This window comes from Methylobacterium mesophilicum SR1.6/6 (genome assembly GCF_000364445.2).
GTDB classification, from domain to species: domain Bacteria; phylum Pseudomonadota; class Alphaproteobacteria; order Rhizobiales; family Beijerinckiaceae; genus Methylobacterium; species Methylobacterium mesophilicum_A.
The window spans coordinates 2,746,364-2,763,560 of the sequence record NZ_CP043538.1 but is presented as its reverse complement, the minus strand read 5'-3'; the positions used below and the strand labels follow the sequence as shown (position 1 = coordinate 2,763,560).

Sequence of the window (17,197 nt, the reverse complement as noted above, 5' to 3'; positions counted from 1 at the left end):
GCACGGATCGTGTGGTCGGGCGTTGGCTGGGATGGCTCGCCCCCTTCTTCCCAACGATCTGTGGACTGAGATCGCCCCGCTTCTTCCGCCGCCCCGGCCGCGTCCGAAGGGCGGGCGGCGCCCGCTCGAGAACCGTGCGGCGCTGACCGGCATCCTGTTCGTGCTGCGCTCTGGCCTGCCCTGGGAGATGCTACCCGCCGAGATGGGCTGCGGCTGCGGGATGAGTTGCTGGCGCCGCCTGCGCGACTGGCAGGCGGCAGGCGTCTGGGCGCGGCTGCATCAGATCCTGCTGGAGCGCCTGCACGCGGCGGGCGAGATCGATTGGGGCCGCGCGAGCCTGGACAGTGCGTCTGTCCCGGCCAAAAAAGGGGCTCTGCCACGGGCCCGAACCCGACGGATCGGGGCAAGCCGGGCACGAAGCGCCACCTCGTCACCGACGCGCGCGGCACGCCGCTCGGCTTCTGCCTGAGCGGCGCCAACCGACACGACAGCGTGATGATGGCCCAGACCCTCGACGCCATCCCGCCCCTGCGCAACGGGCGGCGCGGACGCCCGCGGCATCGTCCGGACAAGTTGCACGCGGACAAGGCCTATGATGCCAAAGCACGACGCCGGGAGTGCCGGGCGCGCGGGATCGTGCCGCGGATCGCGCGCAAAGGCATCGAGAGCAGCGAGAGGCTCGGGCGTCACCGCTGGGTCGTCGAGCGGACCCATGCCTGGTTCAACCGCTTCCGCCGCCTGCCCATCCGCTACGAGCGGCGCGGCGACATCTACGAGGCCTTCACAACCCTGGCCGCGAGCCTCATCACCCTCAAGCAGATCAAACGGTTCTGTTAGGCGCTCTTAGAGGTACGGCCGCTTCCAAGCCACCGAGCCTCAGCCCCGCTTGCGCCCGATCCGCCATCATCCACTTCGCCTCGTGCGTCCCTCGACGCGTGTCCCATCCTCCGCTTGGAGTGGGTGCTTGTCCGCGTGCCGGACCGATGCAAGGGGGGAAACCGGCGCCGCAAGCGCGCGTCGTGCCGGGGACCAGGGGCCGCTTCAGGGTTGGTCGTGTAACGGCGTTGTGGCTACGCATGTGGGTCTAAACACTGCCGCCGAGCGCGCCGGACCGGGCCAACGCTGGCAGAGACCGACCGTGACGACGGATGGTGAGGGCCTTCGCTTCGAAGACACGCTCCCGCCGCCTGATCCGCGACTACGACCCCTGACCACCACCTTGGCCACTTTGCCTCGTCGCTGTCAGCGTTCTGCTCCGGTTCAGGGCTGCTAAGTTTGCACACGTCCATGATAAGCTTGAATTTCAAGCCTGGACCCATGGAGACGGATCGATTTACGGGCGACCTATTGTTTGCCATTTACAGACAGGATGCGATGTACTGACTGTATTAAGCTGAGCCGATGAGGAACGGCAAACTTAATAAGATCCATCAAAAGTCCGGCTCTAGATTTTTTGTCTTAAAAATTATTATAGTTGATAAGCAGAAGCCATGCCATGGCTCGCCTCTTGCCGATCATAAGAAGCAGAACATGCGCAGCCAGCAAACACATAAAATAACAATCCCAAATCAACAGTCGTGCCAGATATCATGGCTCCGAATATCAATGAGATGCATCCCACTCTGGCCGCAGCGCGAATGTCGCCGGTATAACTGCGTGGGATTTCGTCTACATTGCGAAAAACTGAAACTAAAAACAACACATAGAAAATTGCTCCCGGGATCCCGACTTGGGAAAGTACAGCCAGCGGGAAACTCGAAGCACGACTGGTTCCTAAGCCGACCCCCAAGCCTCCAGAGTCGAAAAGGTTACGCAAGGCATAAGTGTTCCAAGTCCCGCGTTCGGCACCCGACTGGGTTGTGCTTTTGCTTATGACGAGTGTATCAACATAATCATATATCGCCGATCCCACGCCATCGATTGATAAAACAAGTACTATACAGATAATGAGCAATAGGGGGCAGGCGATAACAGTGGCAGCACTGAAGCGATCTTGTAGGCGGGTGCTGCATCGCATGAAAGCTATCATGTATAAAATTGATGCCACCATCGCCGACCCGACCAGTCCGGTCGATGATGTTGAGAGCACAATAAATAAAAGCGAAGATAATGCTAAAAGACCCGAAATTAGCGGCTTGCGTCCATAGAGAAATAAAGTCCCTGTGAAGCCGAACACACCAAGGGTGATCCAAGCGAAGGCGGATGCCTCGGTATAAGACCCGATGATCCGCCTCATGTTTCCCACGGTTTCGTCATCATGAAAAGTATACTGCGCGTTGCGTATAAATTTTAGTGCGTCCTGTGTTCCCGTTGCGGCGGTAATAACATCAATAAGTCCGAAGCAAATGTCGGCCAAACAGAAGGCGATGAGTGCCTTCGTAACCGTATCGATGCCTTCTCTCGTCGATCCCACGGCCGCGATTATCGTGAAGCATACTATGTTCCCCAGCATATAAATGGATTGATTAAGATTGCTCGATACGGGACCGAGTGGAACAGTTCCCTCGCTTGTCGGCAAGTTGGATGACGCGCCAAGGGGTATGATCTGAGTTTGACCGGCGAACAGTCGCGGCATGATATAACTGCTCGCGACGCCGTATAAAAACAGGCATAGCAGCCAGAATCCTGGCTCCGGAAATCGAAGTTGATTGAGAACTTTCGCGCAAACATCCCGATAGGATAAATTTGCGAGAACCAGAAATATCAGAAAAACATGGGCCGGTGCGATACCTGTGCTCCCAAACAGAATTGCCGCCGCCGAACCGAGAACGCAAACAACCAAGAACGCGATTACTATTGCCCGCGTGCCCAATAATAAGCAGATAAGGCCCAGGATAAATGTGATGGCCCCAATCGGCTCTATGCTCATATCGCATAGGCCCGCAAAATTTGAACGCTTGGTTGCGGCTGAGATTCGTCTGGGACGTGGCGCTGTGGCATAGTCCAAAAAACCCACTGAACGCGGCAATCTGCCTTAAGATTGGCTGACATGCGTTAAGATTGATAGAAAATTGAATATTGCTTGTGTCTATTTACTAAAATTCGCCGTCATGGAATTGTGTTCTCAGTGGCTCGGCGAGTGACTTCAGTTGAATACGTGCCGCTGCGACCGGGACTAACGCCGCCCGTCGACCGGCTGGGTGACGTCGCCACCATTGGCGTCTCGGTCATCTGGTTTGTCTGCGCGCCACGACCACGTTGAAGGCTGACCTTGACGACATCGCCAGGCTCCACGGATGTGTCCTCCGAGACGACCCAAGTCTTCGCGGCACCGTCAATGCCGCGGGTGATCTCAAAGCGGGCCACCGTATTGCCGAAAGCGTCGCTGGTGCTGCTGAGCATTTGCGATTCGGCGTTGCTCAAAAGGTTCTCGGCTGTGCGCGCTTTCTCTTCGTTCAGTGCCAACTTCTGGCGCGTCTCCGCGGCTTCGGACAGCGCTTCACGTCGGAAGCGAGCCCGCAGATCAATGATGTCGCGCTCCGCGCGGGCTAGGCTCTGTTGCGCCCGCAACATTGCCACTTGAACGTCAAGTCGGTTGCTCTCAAATGACGCTTGGCTTTGCTGCGCGGCCAGTCTCCGCGGCGCTATGCTTAAGCCTTTCGACACAAGATCGCTCACTAGATTGAGTTCGCTTTGACTCAGTTCAAGCTGACGATCGAGCGTCTTTGATTTGCTCTCTAGCACTGTCAATTCAGATTTGAGGGTATCGATATTCCTCTGAATCGCGAGAACCTCTGCTTTAGTAGCATTCCGCCGCGTCTCAAAAATAAGTTGCTCGTCGCGGATGGCTTGAGCCACTCTTGTCTTGTCGGAATTATTTTTGAGTTCCTCCGCAATCGTGATTGTATCTGCTCCAGCGATCTCTGCATCGAGGCGTTCGAGTCTCGTGATCAGCGCAACCCTTTCGGCGGCTAAGGTTTGCGTTTCTCCGCGCGAGGTCAGGGCATTGCGTTGCATGGCCAATGGATCGGAGCCGCGAACAAAGCCCTGCGCGGTGCTGACGGCTTGGATCACGGTCAACCCAGGCTGATACTCATACTTGCCGGGTTGTTGAACGGCGCCAGTGATGTAAAATGGCCGATACGTCGCCACTTCGACCGATGCGGCAGGCCTTTCTGCGAGATCGGCGGCTTGTTTGAGCGCGACGCCGATCGCAGTCGCAAGATCGCCTGGCGTTCCACCTTCGGCTTTGATTTGGCCAATAATTGGAAGTGAGACAGTCCCGTCTGCCGCAACTAAAAATTGGCCATTGAGCGCGACCCAGGAATAGGCCTCGCCAGTGTTTCGGCGCAAGTCATACACTCTGATATTGATACGATCTTGCGGGCCGAGAAGATAACGACCCGGAGTTTCGCCAGCAACGACACCATGAGTGCAGATTATACTTGCACAGTAGAATGCAAAAACTCGAGGCCACAAAGACATAAAATTCTCCTCGTTCTTAACGAAATTTTAGCGATAAAGCAGCGGCAGTGCAAACTTTCTACACCCGGAACAGGTGAAAATTCGGCTACCATCATCTTACAACATGTTAATTGACGATCATATTTAGCCGCAGTCTTTCGGTTTTGGAGAGGCCGTCAGCGATCCATAATCGAGCGCCTCGATGCTCATCCGAGCTAAGACTCTAACACTCCGCACGGATCCATAACCAGCGGCCGATAGTAGCCATGAGCTAGACAGGTGTGTGGCAAGGCGGAGCAATCGATGCGGGGAATGATGTGGCGGTCGTCCACAGAGCTGCGCCCGATCATGGATCAGCGACCACGTCGCCCCCGCGTCGTGCTGCGGCGAGGCAGTTGCGGCACGTCCTACGCGGCGATGCGAGCGCGCATCCGCTGCGTGGTAGCCCCGGGGATGAGCGTAGGGACGCGCTGCGTTGTTCCCGACCACGCGCTTGTGCTTCGCGAGCAGCTTCTCATCCTGGATAAGTCGAACGATCGATGGGTTGTAGTCGCGGGAAAAGGGGGAGGGGGATGAGCCGTGCTTCCGCCGCCTCGATCGCCTCTCGCACGCCTGCCACCGTGTGCCTTCAAGGTTGTCTTGGATGATTCTATAGCCATACCCTGGCAGCGGAGCCACGGTGTCATCAACGTAGACGCGACAACGGCCGCCGTTCGCTCGGCCGACAACCATCCCGGGCATCGGCGCACTCAGCGCGACCGCACAGCCTGTGGAAGCGCCGGATCCTTCATCGCACCGCTCGGTCTGACCAGCCACCATTCGTTTCCCGTGTGTTCCAAATTCACCGCATCGGCGCAGTTGCGCCGGAACAGCCAAAGCGTTAGGCCTCTTGGCCCTCTATGAGGGTGTCGGGGTGTGGCGCAGTCTGGTAGCGCACCTGGTTTGGGACCAGGGGGTCGTAGGTTCGAATCCTATCGCCCCGACCATTCTTTCAGGAGCTTGTCGACCGCAGATGCCGAGCGCCCGCATCTTCCGACCGTCCCGCGATGCCACGCAGTCCGGCCTCGCCCGGACCAAGCAGTGGATCCTGGAATTCGACCGGACCAGCCCGCGCGAGATCGACCCCTTGATGGGCTGGAACGGCTCGTCCGACATGCTGCAGCAGGTGCGCCTGGAATTCGACACCGAGGACGAGGCGGTGGCCTACGCCAAGCGCGAGGGTATCGCCTACCGGGTCGAGCAGCCGGCCAAGCCCGCCGCCCGCAAGGGCCTCTCGTACTCGGACAATTTCAAGTTCAACCGCACGGCGCCCTGGACGCATTGAGGCGTCATCGTTTCCGTCGCGCCGCCCAGGCGGCGTAGGGCGACTCGCCCGCGGGCCGGACCTGGCTCAGACGCATCGGCTGCGACTCGAGGGGCTGGCAGAGTTCGGCGTAGATCGCCGCGCTGCCGGCGTCGTGCCGCTCGGCCTCCTCGGCCGAGTAGGCGAAGTAGCCCCGCTTGAAGCCGGCGAGCCGCATTGCCGCATGGCACATGGGGCACGGGCGCCCGCTCGCGTACATCACGCAATCCGAGAGGTCCCGGCGTCCGAGGAGCCGGCTAGCCTCGCGCAGGGCCACCATCTCGGCATGGGCGCTGGGGTCGTTCGTGGCGTGCACGGTATTGGCCGCGCGCACGAGGATCCCTCCGTCGCGCACGATCACCGCGCCGTACGGGGACCCTCCGACCGCGACATTCGCCTCGGCGAGGGCCACGGCTTCCTGGATGTAGGTCTCGTGCGTGGCCATGACGACGCTCTCCCTCCGCTGGCGCTCCAACGCCGCGCGGGACCGGGAGTTCAGAACGCGTAGCGCACTGTGCAGTAAGGCATGGTCTCCGCGAGCAGGGCCTTGAACCGGCCGAGCCACCGGCCCTTCCAGCCCGTCCGGTAGCGCAGGTTGGTGCCGCCGCCCTGCGAGACCTTCGCTTCCTGGATATCCGGACGCCAGAGGAAATCCTCCGCCCGCGGATGCCAGCCGAGATTCACGGCGTGGAGATCCGCGTTGTGGGTCAGCATGATGATCTCGCACTTGAGCTGCGCCTTGGCGGCGTCCGACAGCGTATCGTCAAGCTCGGCGAAGAGCGCCCGCCAGTCGTCCTCCCAGCCCTCGTACAGGATGACCGGCGAGAAATTGGCGTGGACCTCGTAGCCGGCGGCCACGAAGTCGTCGATGGCGGCGATCCGCTCGGGGATCGGGGCGGTGCGCACGTCGACGACCTTGGCGATCCGTGCCGGCATGAGCGAGAAGCGGATTCGGGTCTTGCCCTGTGGGTCGTAGTCGAGGAGGTCGCGGTTCACCGCCTTGGTGGCGAAGGACGCCTTGGCGTTCGGGACGGTGCGGAACAGCTCGACGAAGCGGCGCACGCCGCTGCTCACGGCGGCATCTACCGACAGGTCGCCGTTCTCGCCGATGTCGTAGACCCAGGCGGCCGGGTCGATCAGGTCCGGCTCAGGGAGGGGACCTTGCCGCCCGGCATGCCGACGGATCGCCGCGCAGGCCTGCTCGACGTTGACGAACAGGGAGATCGGGTTCGAGAAGCCCTTGCGCCGCGGGACGTAGCAGTAGGCGCAGGCCATGGCGCAGCCGTTGGAGGTCGACGGGGCGATGAAGTGCGCGCTGCGGCCGTTCGGACGCATCGTGAGGCTCTTCTTCACCCCCAGGACCAGCGTCCAGCGCTTGATCCGCACCCAGTCCGCCACCGATCCGGCATTGCCGTGCAGCTCCGGGATGTTCCAGTGCGACGGCACCGCGATGCGCTCGGCATCGGGAAAGCGCGCCAGGATCTCTTGGCCGAGGGGAAAGCCCTCCACCGCCGGCTCGTGGTAGATCGTCCGGATATCGAGGAGGTCGCGGGTCAGGGCCATGCGGGTTCCAGGGCCCGAGGCTGGCCCGACATCCGATATGGGGTCGGGCGGCGTCCCCGGAATGGCTTGCGACGTGTCGTCCGGGCATGGCCTCCGGCGCCGCCGGCCGGTCGGCCGACGATCGCCGCGCCCGCGGTCAGACGCGGTAGTACGCCCGGTACCAGCGGACGAAGCGTTCCACGCCGATCTCGATGGGGGTGCTCGGCGCGTAGCCGGTCGCCGCGGCGAGGTCGTCCGTGTCGGCGTAGGTCTCCGGCACGTCGCCGGGCTGGAAGGGCAGGAACTCCTTGATCGCCTTCCGGCCGAGGCAGGCCTCCAGCACCTCGATCAGGTGCAGAAGCTGCACGGGCTCATGGTTTCCGATGTTGTAGACCCGGTACGGGGCCGCGCTGCTGCCGGGATCCGGCGCGCGCGGGTCCCAGGCCGGGTTGTCCTGCGCCGGCTTCGCGGCAAGCCGCACGATGCCCTCGACCACGTCGTCGATATAGGTGAAGTCGCGCATCATCTGCCCGTGGCCGAAGACCTTGATCGGCTCGCCCGCCAGGATCGCGCGCGTGAACAGGAACAGCGCCATGTCCGGCCGGCCCCAGGGTCCGTAGACCGTGAAGAAGCGCAGCCCGCTGCACGGGATGCGGTAAAGATGGCTGTAGCAGTGAGCGAACAGCTCGTTCGATTTCTTGGTGGCCGCGTACAGGCTGATCGGATGGTCGACGTTCTGGTGCACCGAGAAGGGCATCTGCGTCACCGCGCCGTAGACCGAACTCGACGAGGCATAGAGAAGGTGCTCGACCGGGTTGTGCCGACAGCCTTCGAGGATGTGCAGGAAGCCTTCGACGTTGCTCTTCACGTAGACGTGCGGGTTCTCCAGGGAGTAGCGCACACCCGCCTGCGCGCCGAGATGGACGACCGTGCCGAAGGCGTGCGTGCGAAACAGGTCCTCGATGGCGGCGCGATCCGCCAGATCGACCGTGCGGAACGCGAAATTCGCGTGCGCCGTGAGTTGCCCGAGGCGGCTCTGCTTGAGCGCGACGTCGTAATAATCGTTGAGGTCGTCGATCCCGAGGACGGTCCGACCCTCCTCCAGATAGCGCTTGGCGACGTGGTAGCCGATGAACCCGGCCGCCCCGGTCAACAGGACAGGTTTCATCGCGCTTCCCTAACGGGTTCCCCGGACTCGGTCCCGGTATGGCGGAAGTTCGGGAGCCGTCACAGCGACCTCTCGGTCAGGGGGAGGGACATGTCCAGGCCGTCCGGCATCGCGCCGCGGGATGAGATCGGGTCGGGTGTCCGCGGCCACGCCGCGACTTTGGCGCCGCCATCCGCCGCCGACAAGCCTCGGTGAAGGCGCATCTGTCGATCCGGGACCGCGCAGCAGGCCCCGGCAACCAGGACCGCGGCACGCGTTCGCCACTGTAGCGTCGGCAGATCTCGATCCGTCGTCTTCCGGTGCGCCGTTGCAGGATTGGACGCAGGAGCAATGCCAGGATGGCCCCCGTGGGCCGTCGACGGTGATCGAAATGCGGACGGGGCGCAGCGGATCGACCCGCATTCGCCGCCCCGACGGCGCCAGGTCCGTCCTTGACCAGGGGCTGCGTGCGGCCCACTTCTCGTCCGCTGGGGGCGCAGCGGGACGCGGACTGATGATCAATCTCTATTACTGGCCGACGCCGAACGGCCACAAGATCACGATGTTTTTGGAAGAAGCGGCGCTACCCTACCAGATACATGCTGTGAATATTGGTAAGGGCGAGCAGTTCAACCCCGATTTTCTCAAGATTGCTCCGAACAACCGCATGCCGGCGATCGTCGACGATGAGCCGGCGGGCGGCGGTGCGCCGCTCACGCTGTTCGAATCCGGCGCGATCCTGCTCTACCTCGCCGAGAAGACCGGGCGCTTCATCCCCACCGATCTGCGCGGCCGGGCCGACGTGCTGCAATGGCTGTTCTGGCAGATGGGCGGCCTCGGGCCGATGCTCGGCCAGAACCACCACTTCTCGCAGTATGCGCCGGAGAAGATCGACTACGCGATCAAGCGCTACGTCAACGAGACCAACCGGCTCTACGGCGTCCTCGACCGGCGGTTGGCTGATCGCGCCTTCGTGGCCGGCCCGGACTACTCCATCGCCGACATGGCCTGCTATCCCTGGATCGTGCCGTACGAGAAGCAGGGCCAGAACCTCGACGATCACCCGAACCTCAAACGCTGGTTCACCACGATCGCGGAGCGGCCGGCCACGCAGGCGGCCTATGCCCGCGCTCCCGAGGTCAATCCCGATTACGGCAAGACCATGAGCGAGGATGCCAAGAAGGTGATGTTCGGCCAGACCGCCGCCAACACCAAGCGCTGACCGCCCGATGACCGACACCGCGCCCGCCCTGCCGCTGGAGGTGCTCCACCGCGGCTGGAACACCTTCGGCCTCGCCACGCTGACGCTGCCGGACGGCAGGACGGTGCGACGCGCCTTGGAGGATCACGGTCAGGCCGCCTGCGTGCTGCCCTACGATCCGGGGCGGCGGGTGGCCCTGCTGGTGCGGCAGGCCCGGGTCGGCCCGGCCTTCTGGGGTGAGGCGGCGGATCTCGACGAGGCGCCCGCCGGCGGTCTCGACGGCGGCACGCCGGAGGCGACCGCGATCCGCGAGGCGATGGAGGAGGCGGGCGTGCGCTTAGCCCGGCTGGAGCCGGTGGCGCACGCCTACACGATGCCCAGCGTGTCCTCCGAGCGGCTCTGGCTCTATCTTGCGCCCTACGGACCCGCCGACCGCGTCGGTCCTGGCGGCGGCCTGCCCGAGGAGGGCGAGCAGGTAGCGGTTCTGGAGGTGCCGCTCTCGGAACTGGCGGACCAAGCCCGGACCGGCCGCCTGCCCGACCTCAAGACACTGGTCCTGGTCCAGGCCCTGATGCTCCGTGCCCCGGAGCTGTTCGCCGCATGACCAAAGCGCCCGACACGCCCGCGCGGGACGTCCTCGCGCGGATGCTCGCCTTCGCCGAGGAGGCGGCGCCGCTGGCGCTGGCCCTGCGGGCGCGCGGCCTGGACATGACCAACAAGGGCCCGGATCTCGGCCAGGCCTTGACTGAGGCCGACCTTGCCGTCAGCCGGCTGCTACACGATCGGTTCGGCCCGGACCTGATCGAGGAGGAGACGGCAGAGGAGCTGGGAAAGCCGGCGGCGCGGGCGCTGCTGGACCGGGACGCCTGGACTTTCGTGGGCGATCCGATCGACGGGACTCGGCCCTTCGCAGGTGGCCTTCCAGGCTGGGGCGTGATGGTGGCAGCCTGCCGCGCCGGCTGGCCCCGCGCCTGTGTACTGAGCCTGCCGGCCTGGAACGAGGATCGCACCGGTCCGGCCCGCACCGAGCGTGCCGAGGCGGCGCAGGGTCTTCTGCTCGCGGCGTGCGATGGTCAGGCCTTCTGGGCGCCGACCCGGGGTGGGCGCCGGGCCGGATCGCTGCGGCCGCTCGAACCGTCGGCGCGCCGCACCGGCCATGTCGGCTGGCTCGCCGTGGCCGCCCAGCGCTTCACGCTGGATTACGGGCGGGGCTGGTTCCCCTGGGGGGAGGGCGGTGCGATTGCCGACGCCGCGCTGCTCGCCACGGGCCGCCTCGACGCCACGCTGAGCAATCACAGGCTCTGGGACTTGGCCCCACTTCTTCCGCTCTATGAAGCGCTGGGCTTCCGTCTCTATCACTGGCCTGACCTCGCCGATCCGCCGGCTGCCCTCGTCGACCTGTTCGACGCCGAGCTTTCCGCCCACGACGATCTCTGGCTGGTCTGCCGGGACCGGGCGCAGGCGGCGGATCTGGCCGGGGCCATACGGCTGGCCGGGCCGGTCCGGATGCCCGGACCAGTCGCTCACGCAGCGCAGGGCTGACCCGGCGCGCAGCCTCGCGGCCTCTGTTTCATGATGGCCGCGATCCCGGGAACTCTGGCACCGGCTCCCGTCGCGGACGCGAGCATCAACCCGGCGTCCCGCAAGATCGTGAGGTGACGCGTCATGCTCGGAGCGAGGCACACGCTGCCGGCGAAACGGTCGCCCGATGCGTGCCCGCGTCCCGTCCCTCGGAACGGTCACGCCACTCAGCCGCGTGAGGTCGCCGAGGATGAGCCGGATCCGCCGACAGGGCGCAGTCCCGATGGACCAGAGACGAGGAGGGCGGCGCGTCGTGCGGTGACGCGCCGCCCTCAGCCATTCCGGCGATACGATCAGTTCAACGTCGCGTGAACCGGCCGGCGCTCGGTGCCGACCGTGACGTCGCCGATCATCAGGCCCATCGGGCCGAGGCGGACCGGCACCGTCTCGCCGTCATGGACCCTGCCGGAGAGTACCAGCTCGGCCAGCGGATCCTGGACGTTCTTCTGGATCACCCGCTTCAGCGGCCGCGCCCCGTAGGCCGGATCGTAGCCCTTGTCGGCGAGCCAGTTCTTGGCGTCCTCGTCGACCTCCAGGGTGATCTTGCGATCGTCCAGGAGCCTCTGCAGGCGCCCGAGCTGGATCTCGACGATCGCCCCCATCTCCGACCGCGCGAGGCGGTGGAACAGGATGATCTCGTCGACCCGGTTCAGGAACTCCGGCCGGAAGTGGCCCCGCACCACGCCCATCACCTCCTCGCGGACCGCGTCGCTGTCCTGGCCCGCAGGCTGGTTGACCAGATACTCGGCCCCCAGATTCGAGGTCATGATCAGCAGCGTGTTGCGGAAGTCGACCGTCCGCCCCTGGCCGTCGGTGAGCCGCCCGTCGTCGAGCACCTGCAGCAGGACGTTGAACACGTCCGGGTGCGCCTTCTCGACCTCGTCGAACAGCACGACTTGGTAGGGCCGCCGGCGCACGGCCTCGGTGAGGGCGCCGCCCTCCTCGTAGCCGACATAGCCGGGAGGCGCGCCGATCAGCCGGGCGACCGCGTGCTTCTCCATGTACTCGGACATGTCGATGCGCACGAGCGCCGTGTCGTCGTCGAACAGGAAGCCGGCCAGAGCCTTGGTCAGCTCGGTCTTGCCGACGCCGGTCGGGCCCAGGAACATGAACGAGCCGATCGGCCGGTTCGGATCCTGCAAGCCCGCGCGGGCACGCCGGACCGCGGTCGAGACCGCCTCCACCGCCTCGCGCTGGCCGACGACGCGCTTGGACAGCGCCTCCTCCATGGCCAGCAGCTTCTCGCGCTCGCCCTCCAGCATCTTGTCCACCGGCACGCCGGTCCAGCGGGAGACGACCCCGGCGACGTGGGCGGGCGTGACTGCCTCCTCCATCATCGCGTCGCGGCCGTTCTCCGACTTCGCCTCGATCTCGGCGAGCTGCTTCTCCAGGCCCGGGATCACCCCGTAGGCGAGCTCACCCGCGCGCTGGTACTGACCCTGGCGCTGCGCCGCGGCCAAGTCGTTCCGCGCCTCGTCCAGCTTCTTCTTGAGGCCGGCGGCCGTGCCGAGCTTGTCCTTCTCGGCCTTCCAGCGGGCAGTGATCGCCGCCGAGCGCTCCTCGAGGTCGCCGAGCTCCTTCTCCAGCCGGACCAGCCGGTCGCGGGAGGCGGAATCGGTCTCCTTCTTGAGCGCTTCGGCCTCGATCTTCAGCCGGACGATCTCGCGGTCGATGTTGTCGAGTTCCTCGGGCTTCGAATCGACCTGCATACGCAGGCGCGAGCCGGCCTCGTCGACGAGATCGATCGCCTTGTCGGGCAGGAAGCGGTCGGTAATGTAGCGGTTCGAGAGCGTCGCGGCCGCGACCAGGGCGGAGTCCTGGATGCGCACGCCGTGGTGCTGCTCGTACTTCTCCTTCAGGCCGCGCAGGATCGAGACCGTGTCCTCCACGGTCGGCTCGGACACGAAGACCGGCTGGAAGCGCCGGGCCAACGCCGCATCCTTCTCGACGTGCTTGCGGTACTCGTCGAGCGTGGTCGCGCCGACGCAGTGCAGCTCGCCGCGGGCAAGAGCGGGCTTCAGCAGGTTCGAGGCGTCCATCGCCCCGTCCGCCTTCCCGGCGCCGACCAGCGTGTGCATCTCGTCGATGAACAGGATGATCCCGCCCTCGGCCGCCGTGACCTCGGAGAGCACGCCCTTCAGCCGCTCCTCGAACTCGCCGCGATACTTCGCACCGGCGATCAGCGCGCCCATGTCGAGGGCGAGCAGGCTCTTGTCCCGCAGGGACTCGGGCACGTCGCCGTTCACGATGCGCAGGGCCAGACCCTCGACGATCGCGGTCTTGCCGACGCCGGGCTCGCCGATGAGGACCGGGTTGTTCTTAGTGCGCCGGGACAGGACCTGGATGGTTCGCCGGATCTCCTCGTCGCGGCCGATCACCGGGTCGAGCTTGCCGTCCCGGGCGGCCTCGGTGAGGTCGCGGGCATACTTCTTCAGCGCGTCGTAGGCGTTCTCGGCCGAGGCGTTGTCGGCGGTGCGGCCCTTACGGAGCGCGTTGATCGCGGCGTTGAGCGAGGCCGGGGTGACACCGGCCGCCTGGAGCGCCTTGCCGGCCTCGGAATCCTTCTCCACCGCGAGCGCGAGGAGCAGCCGCTCCACAGTCACGTAGGAATCGCCCGCCTTCTCGGCAGCTTTCTCGGCGGTGTCGAACAGGCGCATCAGCTCGCGCGTCGCCTGCGGGGCGGACGCGTTTCCGGAAACCTTCGGCTGCTTGGCGAGCCACTGCTCGGTCTGGGCCAGCGCCACGCGCGACTGGCCGCCCGCGCGGTCGATCAGGCCGGCGCAGAGGCCCTCCGGATCGTCGAGCAGCACCTTCAGAAGGTGACCCGGCTGAAGCTGGGGATGCCCCTCGCGCATCGCGAGGTTCTGAGCCGCCTGCACGAAGCCGCGGGCGCGCTCGGTGTACTTTTCGAAATTCATGCACAACCCTCCCGTACCGGCATCCGCCGCCCGATGAGAGGCGCGGCGCCACCGAAACGTCGCCCTCCGGCTTTCCGCCGCGCGAGGGCCCCGGCGCCGTGGTGGCCGCCGGTAGACCCGATGTGGTGTTGCAATTGAGCACCACAAGGGGCGGCGAAGCCCTTGCGCGCCGGATCATTTCAGGGCCACGCTCGGCGCATGACCGCATTGATTCATGTCAGCGCCCTGTACCGCTATCCGGTGAAGGGCCTGAGCCCGGAACCCGTTGAGCGAGCGGAGCTCGAGACCAGCGGATTCTTTCCCGGCGACCGCCTCTACGCCATCGAGAACGGTCCCTCGGGCTTCAACGCAGTCGCACCTCGGCATCAGCCCAAGACCAAGTATCTGATGCTCATGCGCGACGAGGCGCTCGCCCGCCTGCGCACCCGCTACGACGACGCCACGGCGACGCTCACCGTCGAAGGTTTCGGCGCGGTGCGCGCCTTCCGCCTCGACACCGAGGGCGGCCGGGAGGGCCTCGCGGACCTGATGCGGCACTTCATCCCCGAAAGCCTGCGCGGTGAGCCGAAGGTTCTCGCCGCTCCGCCGCAATACCGCTTCACGGATTCGCCGACCGGCTACGTCTCGCTGATCAACCGCGCGAGCGTGGCGGCGGTGGAGGATTACATCGGCGCGCCCGTGGACCCGCTGCGCTTTCGCGGGAACCTCCTCGTCGATGGCCTCGCGCCCTTCGCCGAGTTGGAGATGGTGGGACAGGTGGTGGAGGCGCCGAACGGGCTGCGGCTCAAGATCACCAAGCGGACCGTGCGCTGCGCGGCGACCAACGTCGATCCGGCGAGTGGCATCCGCGACTGCGACATCCCCTGGACGCTCGACGCACGCCTCGGCCACCGCGACCTCGGGGTCTACGCCGAGGTGATCGCCGGTGGGGAACTGGCGAGGGGCGATGCGCTGCGGGTGGTGGGGTGACAACCGACGGGTGATGCCATCGCCCCGGCGCGGCCATCATCGCGGGCGCGGCACAGCAATCCAGGCCACGCCACGCTGACAAGCAGCGCGTCGCCCTAGGTCCCTTCGCTGCCTTCGTGATGACGGGTCGGCGCGGTCAAAGGGGCGTTCGAGTCAGAGCCGCGACACGTAAGCCGCCAGATCCTTGATGTCGGCCTCGTTCAAACCTTGCGCGACCTCGTTCATCGCGGGATCGTAGCCCGGCCGGCTGTTCGACTTGTAGCCGGTCAGCGCTTTGGCCAGATAATCCTCGCGCTGCGCCCGGATCCGCGGGATCGCGTCCCGCCCGGCGAGATCGGACCCGTGGCAGGAATTGCACTGGTGCTTGGCGACGAGCGCCTGCCCCCGCTCCGTCAGGGCCGGATCGGCGGCCGCTTCGGACCGGGTGGGCGGCGGCAGCGTCGCCACCGCGTCGGCGTAGCTGCGCAGGTCGTCGTCCGAGAAGCCGGCCGCGATGTCGTTCATCGGCGGCGCCTCACGCTGCTTCTCCCGGAACTGGAAGAGCTGCGTCACCACGTAGTCCGGCATCTGCCCGCCGAGCGAGGGCACGCCCTCCGTCTCCGACGTGCCCGCCCCGTGGCAGGCGATGCAGGGGGCGAGGCGCTCCTGCATCGCGGCGTCGGGCGCAGCGAGGGCCGCACCCGTCAGAAGCACGCCGAGGGCAGGGGCGAGCCCTAGGATCACGCGCACAGGCCAAGGCATCATTGGCCGTAACTGACGCGGTAGATCGCGCCGTTGTAGTCGTCCGACACGAGCAGCGACCCATCCTTGGCGACCAGCACGTCCACCGGACGGCCGACATACTTGTTGTCCTGGAGGAAGCCAGTCAGGAACGGCTCCACCGAGGTCACCTTGCCGTCAGAGCCTGGCTTGGCCATCACCACGTCGCCGCCGAGCTTGGTCGTGCGGTTCCACGAGCCGTGCCGCGCGACGAAGATCGCGTCCCGGTAGGCGTCCGGGAACTGCGTGCCGGTGTAGAAGCGCAGGCCCAGCGAGGCCGTGTGCGGGCCGAGGAGCGCCGCCGGCGCGGTGAACTCCGCGCAGGAATGGCCCCAGCCGTATTCCGGATCCGTGAACGTCCCCTGGTGGCAGAACGGGTAGCCGAAATGCTGCTTGCCTGGATCGGTGATCACGTTCAACTCGTCGTTCGGGATATCCTCCGACACCCAGTCGCGGCCGTTGTCGGTGAACCAGAGCTGCTTGGTCTTCGGGTTCCAGTCGAAGCCGACCGTGTTGCGCACCCCGCGGGCGATGACCTCGGCGTTCTTGCCGTCGAGGTCGATCCGGCGGATCTGCGCGTGCGTGTCCGGAGGCATCAGGATGTTGCCCGGCGCGCCGATCGGCACGTACAGCTTGTTGTCCGGACCGATGGCGATGAATTTCCAGCCATGGGCCTCGTCCTTCGGCAGGTCGTCGTAGACGAGGGTCGGCTTCGCGGCGCCGTCGAGGTGATTGGCGATGTCATCGTAGCGCCAGATCTTCGAGAGCTCGGCCACGTAGAGCGCGCCGTCGTGATAGGCGACGCCGTTCGGCCGGTGCAGGCCGGACGCGAGGGTCTTCACCTCCCGCTTCCCGTCCGCGTCCGCCTTCGGCAGGACCGCGTAGACCTTGCCCACGGTCCGGGTGCCCACGAACAGCGTCCCGTCCGGCGCCTGGGTCATCTCGCGGGCATTCGCGAGGCCGCTGGCATAGACCTCGATCTTGAAGCCGTCCGGCACCTTCAGCTTGTCCAGCGGCAGCTTGGCGGCGGGCGTCGCGAGTGGCGGCCCCGCGACCGGCGCGAGCTTCGCAGCCGCGCCGCCCTCGGGCCGGCCGTAGAGGGCGTCGCCGCGCTCGACCGCCTTCACGCTCGCCGGCGGAGCGGCGGAGGCAGGCGTCTCCTGGGCGAGCGCGAGGCGGGGAACCGCCACGCCCAGGCCCAGGCAGGCAAGGGCGGCGGCGAGGGGCAGGGTCGGCTTGCAGATCGGCGTCATGGTGTCTCCCGATGCGGCCGGCCCTCCGGCAGGACCGCTTGTTCTGAACTCTTTATTCAACGATCCGTACGAGGGCGCGAC

Annotated in this window: 14 protein-coding genes and 1 tRNA gene; 7 read left to right on the top strand and 8 right to left on the bottom strand. The window is 65.5% G+C overall.

Annotated features, from left to right (window positions below):
* Positions 1-31: 31 nt before the first annotated feature.
* A protein-coding gene (locus MMSR116_RS13145; RefSeq protein WP_085988008.1) for an IS5 family transposase occupies positions 32-837 on the top strand; the annotation gives its coding sequence in 2 pieces (ribosomal slippage) (positions 32-362 and positions 362-837; 807 coding nt in all).
* Between the two features lie 631 nt (positions 838-1,468).
* Here MMSR116_RS13145 and MMSR116_RS13140 read toward each other — a convergent pair.
* A complete protein-coding gene (locus MMSR116_RS13140; protein WP_083920180.1) occupies positions 1,469-2,869 on the bottom strand; it encodes a hypothetical protein in 1,401 nt (466 codons plus the stop codon).
* A gap of 179 nt (positions 2,870-3,048) precedes the next feature.
* The gene (locus MMSR116_RS13135; protein WP_244625655.1) at positions 3,049-4,302 is read right to left on the bottom strand and encodes a polysaccharide biosynthesis/export family protein; all 1,254 of its coding nucleotides are present in this window, start codon (positions 4,300-4,302) and stop codon (positions 3,049-3,051) included.
* Between the two features lie 1,011 nt (positions 4,303-5,313).
* Here MMSR116_RS13135 and MMSR116_RS13130 point away from each other — a divergent pair.
* Together MMSR116_RS13130 and MMSR116_RS13125 are read left to right on the top strand one after the other, a co-directional pair.
* Positions 5,314-5,390, top strand: a tRNA-Pro gene (locus MMSR116_RS13130).
* A 26-nt stretch (positions 5,391-5,416) separates the two neighbouring features.
* Positions 5,417-5,728, top strand: a complete 312-nt coding sequence (locus MMSR116_RS13125) for an ETC complex I subunit (protein ID WP_010682687.1) — start codon at positions 5,417-5,419, stop codon at positions 5,726-5,728.
* Between the two features lie 4 nt (positions 5,729-5,732).
* Here MMSR116_RS13125 and MMSR116_RS13120 read toward each other — a convergent pair whose 3' ends face one another.
* The 3 genes from MMSR116_RS13120 to MMSR116_RS13110 form a co-directional block, all read right to left on the bottom strand.
* Entirely contained in the window at positions 5,733-6,191 is a 459-nt protein-coding gene (locus MMSR116_RS13120; RefSeq protein WP_010682688.1) for a nucleoside deaminase, read from the bottom strand.
* A gap of 50 nt (positions 6,192-6,241) precedes the next feature.
* The gene (locus MMSR116_RS13115; RefSeq protein ID WP_010682689.1) at positions 6,242-7,309 is read right to left on the bottom strand and encodes a spore photoproduct lyase family protein; all 1,068 of its coding nucleotides are present in this window, start codon (positions 7,307-7,309) and stop codon (positions 6,242-6,244) included.
* 136 nt (positions 7,310-7,445) lie between these two features.
* Entirely contained in the window at positions 7,446-8,456 is a 1,011-nt protein-coding gene (locus MMSR116_RS13110; protein ID WP_010682690.1) for an NAD-dependent epimerase, read from the bottom strand.
* Positions 8,457-8,949: 493 nt separating this feature from the next.
* On the opposite strand from MMSR116_RS13110, the gene MMSR116_RS13105 reads away from it, so the two are divergent.
* Genes MMSR116_RS13105 through MMSR116_RS13095 form a run of 3 tightly spaced genes read left to right on the top strand, consistent with a single transcriptional unit; the run spans position 8,950 to position 11,178 of the window.
* Positions 8,950-9,657 (top strand): glutathione binding-like protein, encoded by a 708-nt coding sequence (locus MMSR116_RS13105; protein ID WP_010682691.1) that lies wholly within the window; start codon positions 8,950-8,952, stop codon positions 9,655-9,657.
* Between the two features lie 7 nt (positions 9,658-9,664).
* Positions 9,665-10,240 (top strand): NUDIX domain-containing protein, encoded by a 576-nt coding sequence (locus MMSR116_RS13100; RefSeq protein ID WP_010682692.1) that lies wholly within the window; start codon positions 9,665-9,667, stop codon positions 10,238-10,240.
* The gene (locus MMSR116_RS13095) at positions 10,237-11,178 is read left to right on the top strand and encodes an inositol monophosphatase family protein (RefSeq protein WP_010682693.1); all 942 of its coding nucleotides are present in this window, start codon (positions 10,237-10,239) and stop codon (positions 11,176-11,178) included. Before MMSR116_RS13100 ends, MMSR116_RS13095 begins: the two co-directional genes overlap by 4 nt.
* Before the next feature lie 332 nt (positions 11,179-11,510).
* Here MMSR116_RS13095 and clpB read toward each other — a convergent pair whose 3' ends face one another.
* Positions 11,511-14,135 (bottom strand): ATP-dependent chaperone ClpB, encoded by a 2,625-nt coding sequence (gene clpB, locus MMSR116_RS13090; RefSeq protein ID WP_010682694.1) that lies wholly within the window; start codon positions 14,133-14,135, stop codon positions 11,511-11,513.
* A gap of 198 nt (positions 14,136-14,333) precedes the next feature.
* On the opposite strand from clpB, the gene MMSR116_RS13085 reads away from it, so the two are divergent.
* The gene (locus tag MMSR116_RS13085; RefSeq protein WP_010682695.1) at positions 14,334-15,104 is read left to right on the top strand and encodes an MOSC domain-containing protein; all 771 of its coding nucleotides are present in this window, start codon (positions 14,334-14,336) and stop codon (positions 15,102-15,104) included.
* Between the two features lie 153 nt (positions 15,105-15,257).
* Here MMSR116_RS13085 and MMSR116_RS13080 read toward each other — a convergent pair whose 3' ends face one another.
* On the bottom strand, positions 15,258-15,848 hold the full coding sequence (locus MMSR116_RS13080) for a c-type cytochrome (RefSeq protein WP_010682696.1): 591 nt from the start codon (positions 15,846-15,848) through the stop codon (positions 15,258-15,260).
* Positions 15,845-17,116: a PQQ-dependent sugar dehydrogenase gene (locus MMSR116_RS13075; RefSeq protein ID WP_010682697.1), complete on the bottom strand. Its 1,272-nt coding sequence runs from the start codon at positions 17,114-17,116 to the stop codon at positions 15,845-15,847. Before MMSR116_RS13075 ends, MMSR116_RS13080 begins: the two co-directional genes overlap by 4 nt.
* Positions 17,117-17,197 lie beyond the last annotated feature (81 nt).

Excerpts from the sequence above, each read along its gene's own strand:
- MMSR116_RS13140 (WP_083920180.1), bottom strand. The coding sequence starts at position 2,869 with ATGAGCATAGAGCCGATTGGGGCCATCACATTTATCCTGGGCCTTATC.
- MMSR116_RS13125 (WP_010682687.1), top strand. The coding sequence starts at position 5,417 with ATGCCGAGCGCCCGCATCTTCCGACCGTCCCGCGATGCCACGCAGTCC.
- MMSR116_RS13120 (WP_010682688.1), bottom strand. The coding sequence starts at position 6,191 with ATGGCCACGCACGAGACCTACATCCAGGAAGCCGTGGCCCTCGCCGAG.
- MMSR116_RS13115 (WP_010682689.1), bottom strand. The coding sequence starts at position 7,309 with ATGGCCCTGACCCGCGACCTCCTCGATATCCGGACGATCTACCACGAG.
- MMSR116_RS13110 (WP_010682690.1), bottom strand. The coding sequence starts at position 8,456 with ATGAAACCTGTCCTGTTGACCGGGGCGGCCGGGTTCATCGGCTACCAC.
- MMSR116_RS13105 (WP_010682691.1), top strand. The coding sequence starts at position 8,950 with ATGATCAATCTCTATTACTGGCCGACGCCGAACGGCCACAAGATCACG.
- MMSR116_RS13100 (WP_010682692.1), top strand. The coding sequence starts at position 9,665 with ATGACCGACACCGCGCCCGCCCTGCCGCTGGAGGTGCTCCACCGCGGC.
- MMSR116_RS13095 (WP_010682693.1), top strand. The coding sequence starts at position 10,237 with ATGACCAAAGCGCCCGACACGCCCGCGCGGGACGTCCTCGCGCGGATG.
- clpB (WP_010682694.1), bottom strand. The coding sequence starts at position 14,135 with ATGAATTTCGAAAAGTACACCGAGCGCGCCCGCGGCTTCGTGCAGGCG.
- MMSR116_RS13085 (WP_010682695.1), top strand. The coding sequence starts at position 14,334 with ATGACCGCATTGATTCATGTCAGCGCCCTGTACCGCTATCCGGTGAAG.
- MMSR116_RS13080 (WP_010682696.1), bottom strand. The coding sequence starts at position 15,848 with ATGATGCCTTGGCCTGTGCGCGTGATCCTAGGGCTCGCCCCTGCCCTC.
- MMSR116_RS13075 (WP_010682697.1), bottom strand. The coding sequence starts at position 17,116 with ATGACGCCGATCTGCAAGCCGACCCTGCCCCTCGCCGCCGCCCTTGCC.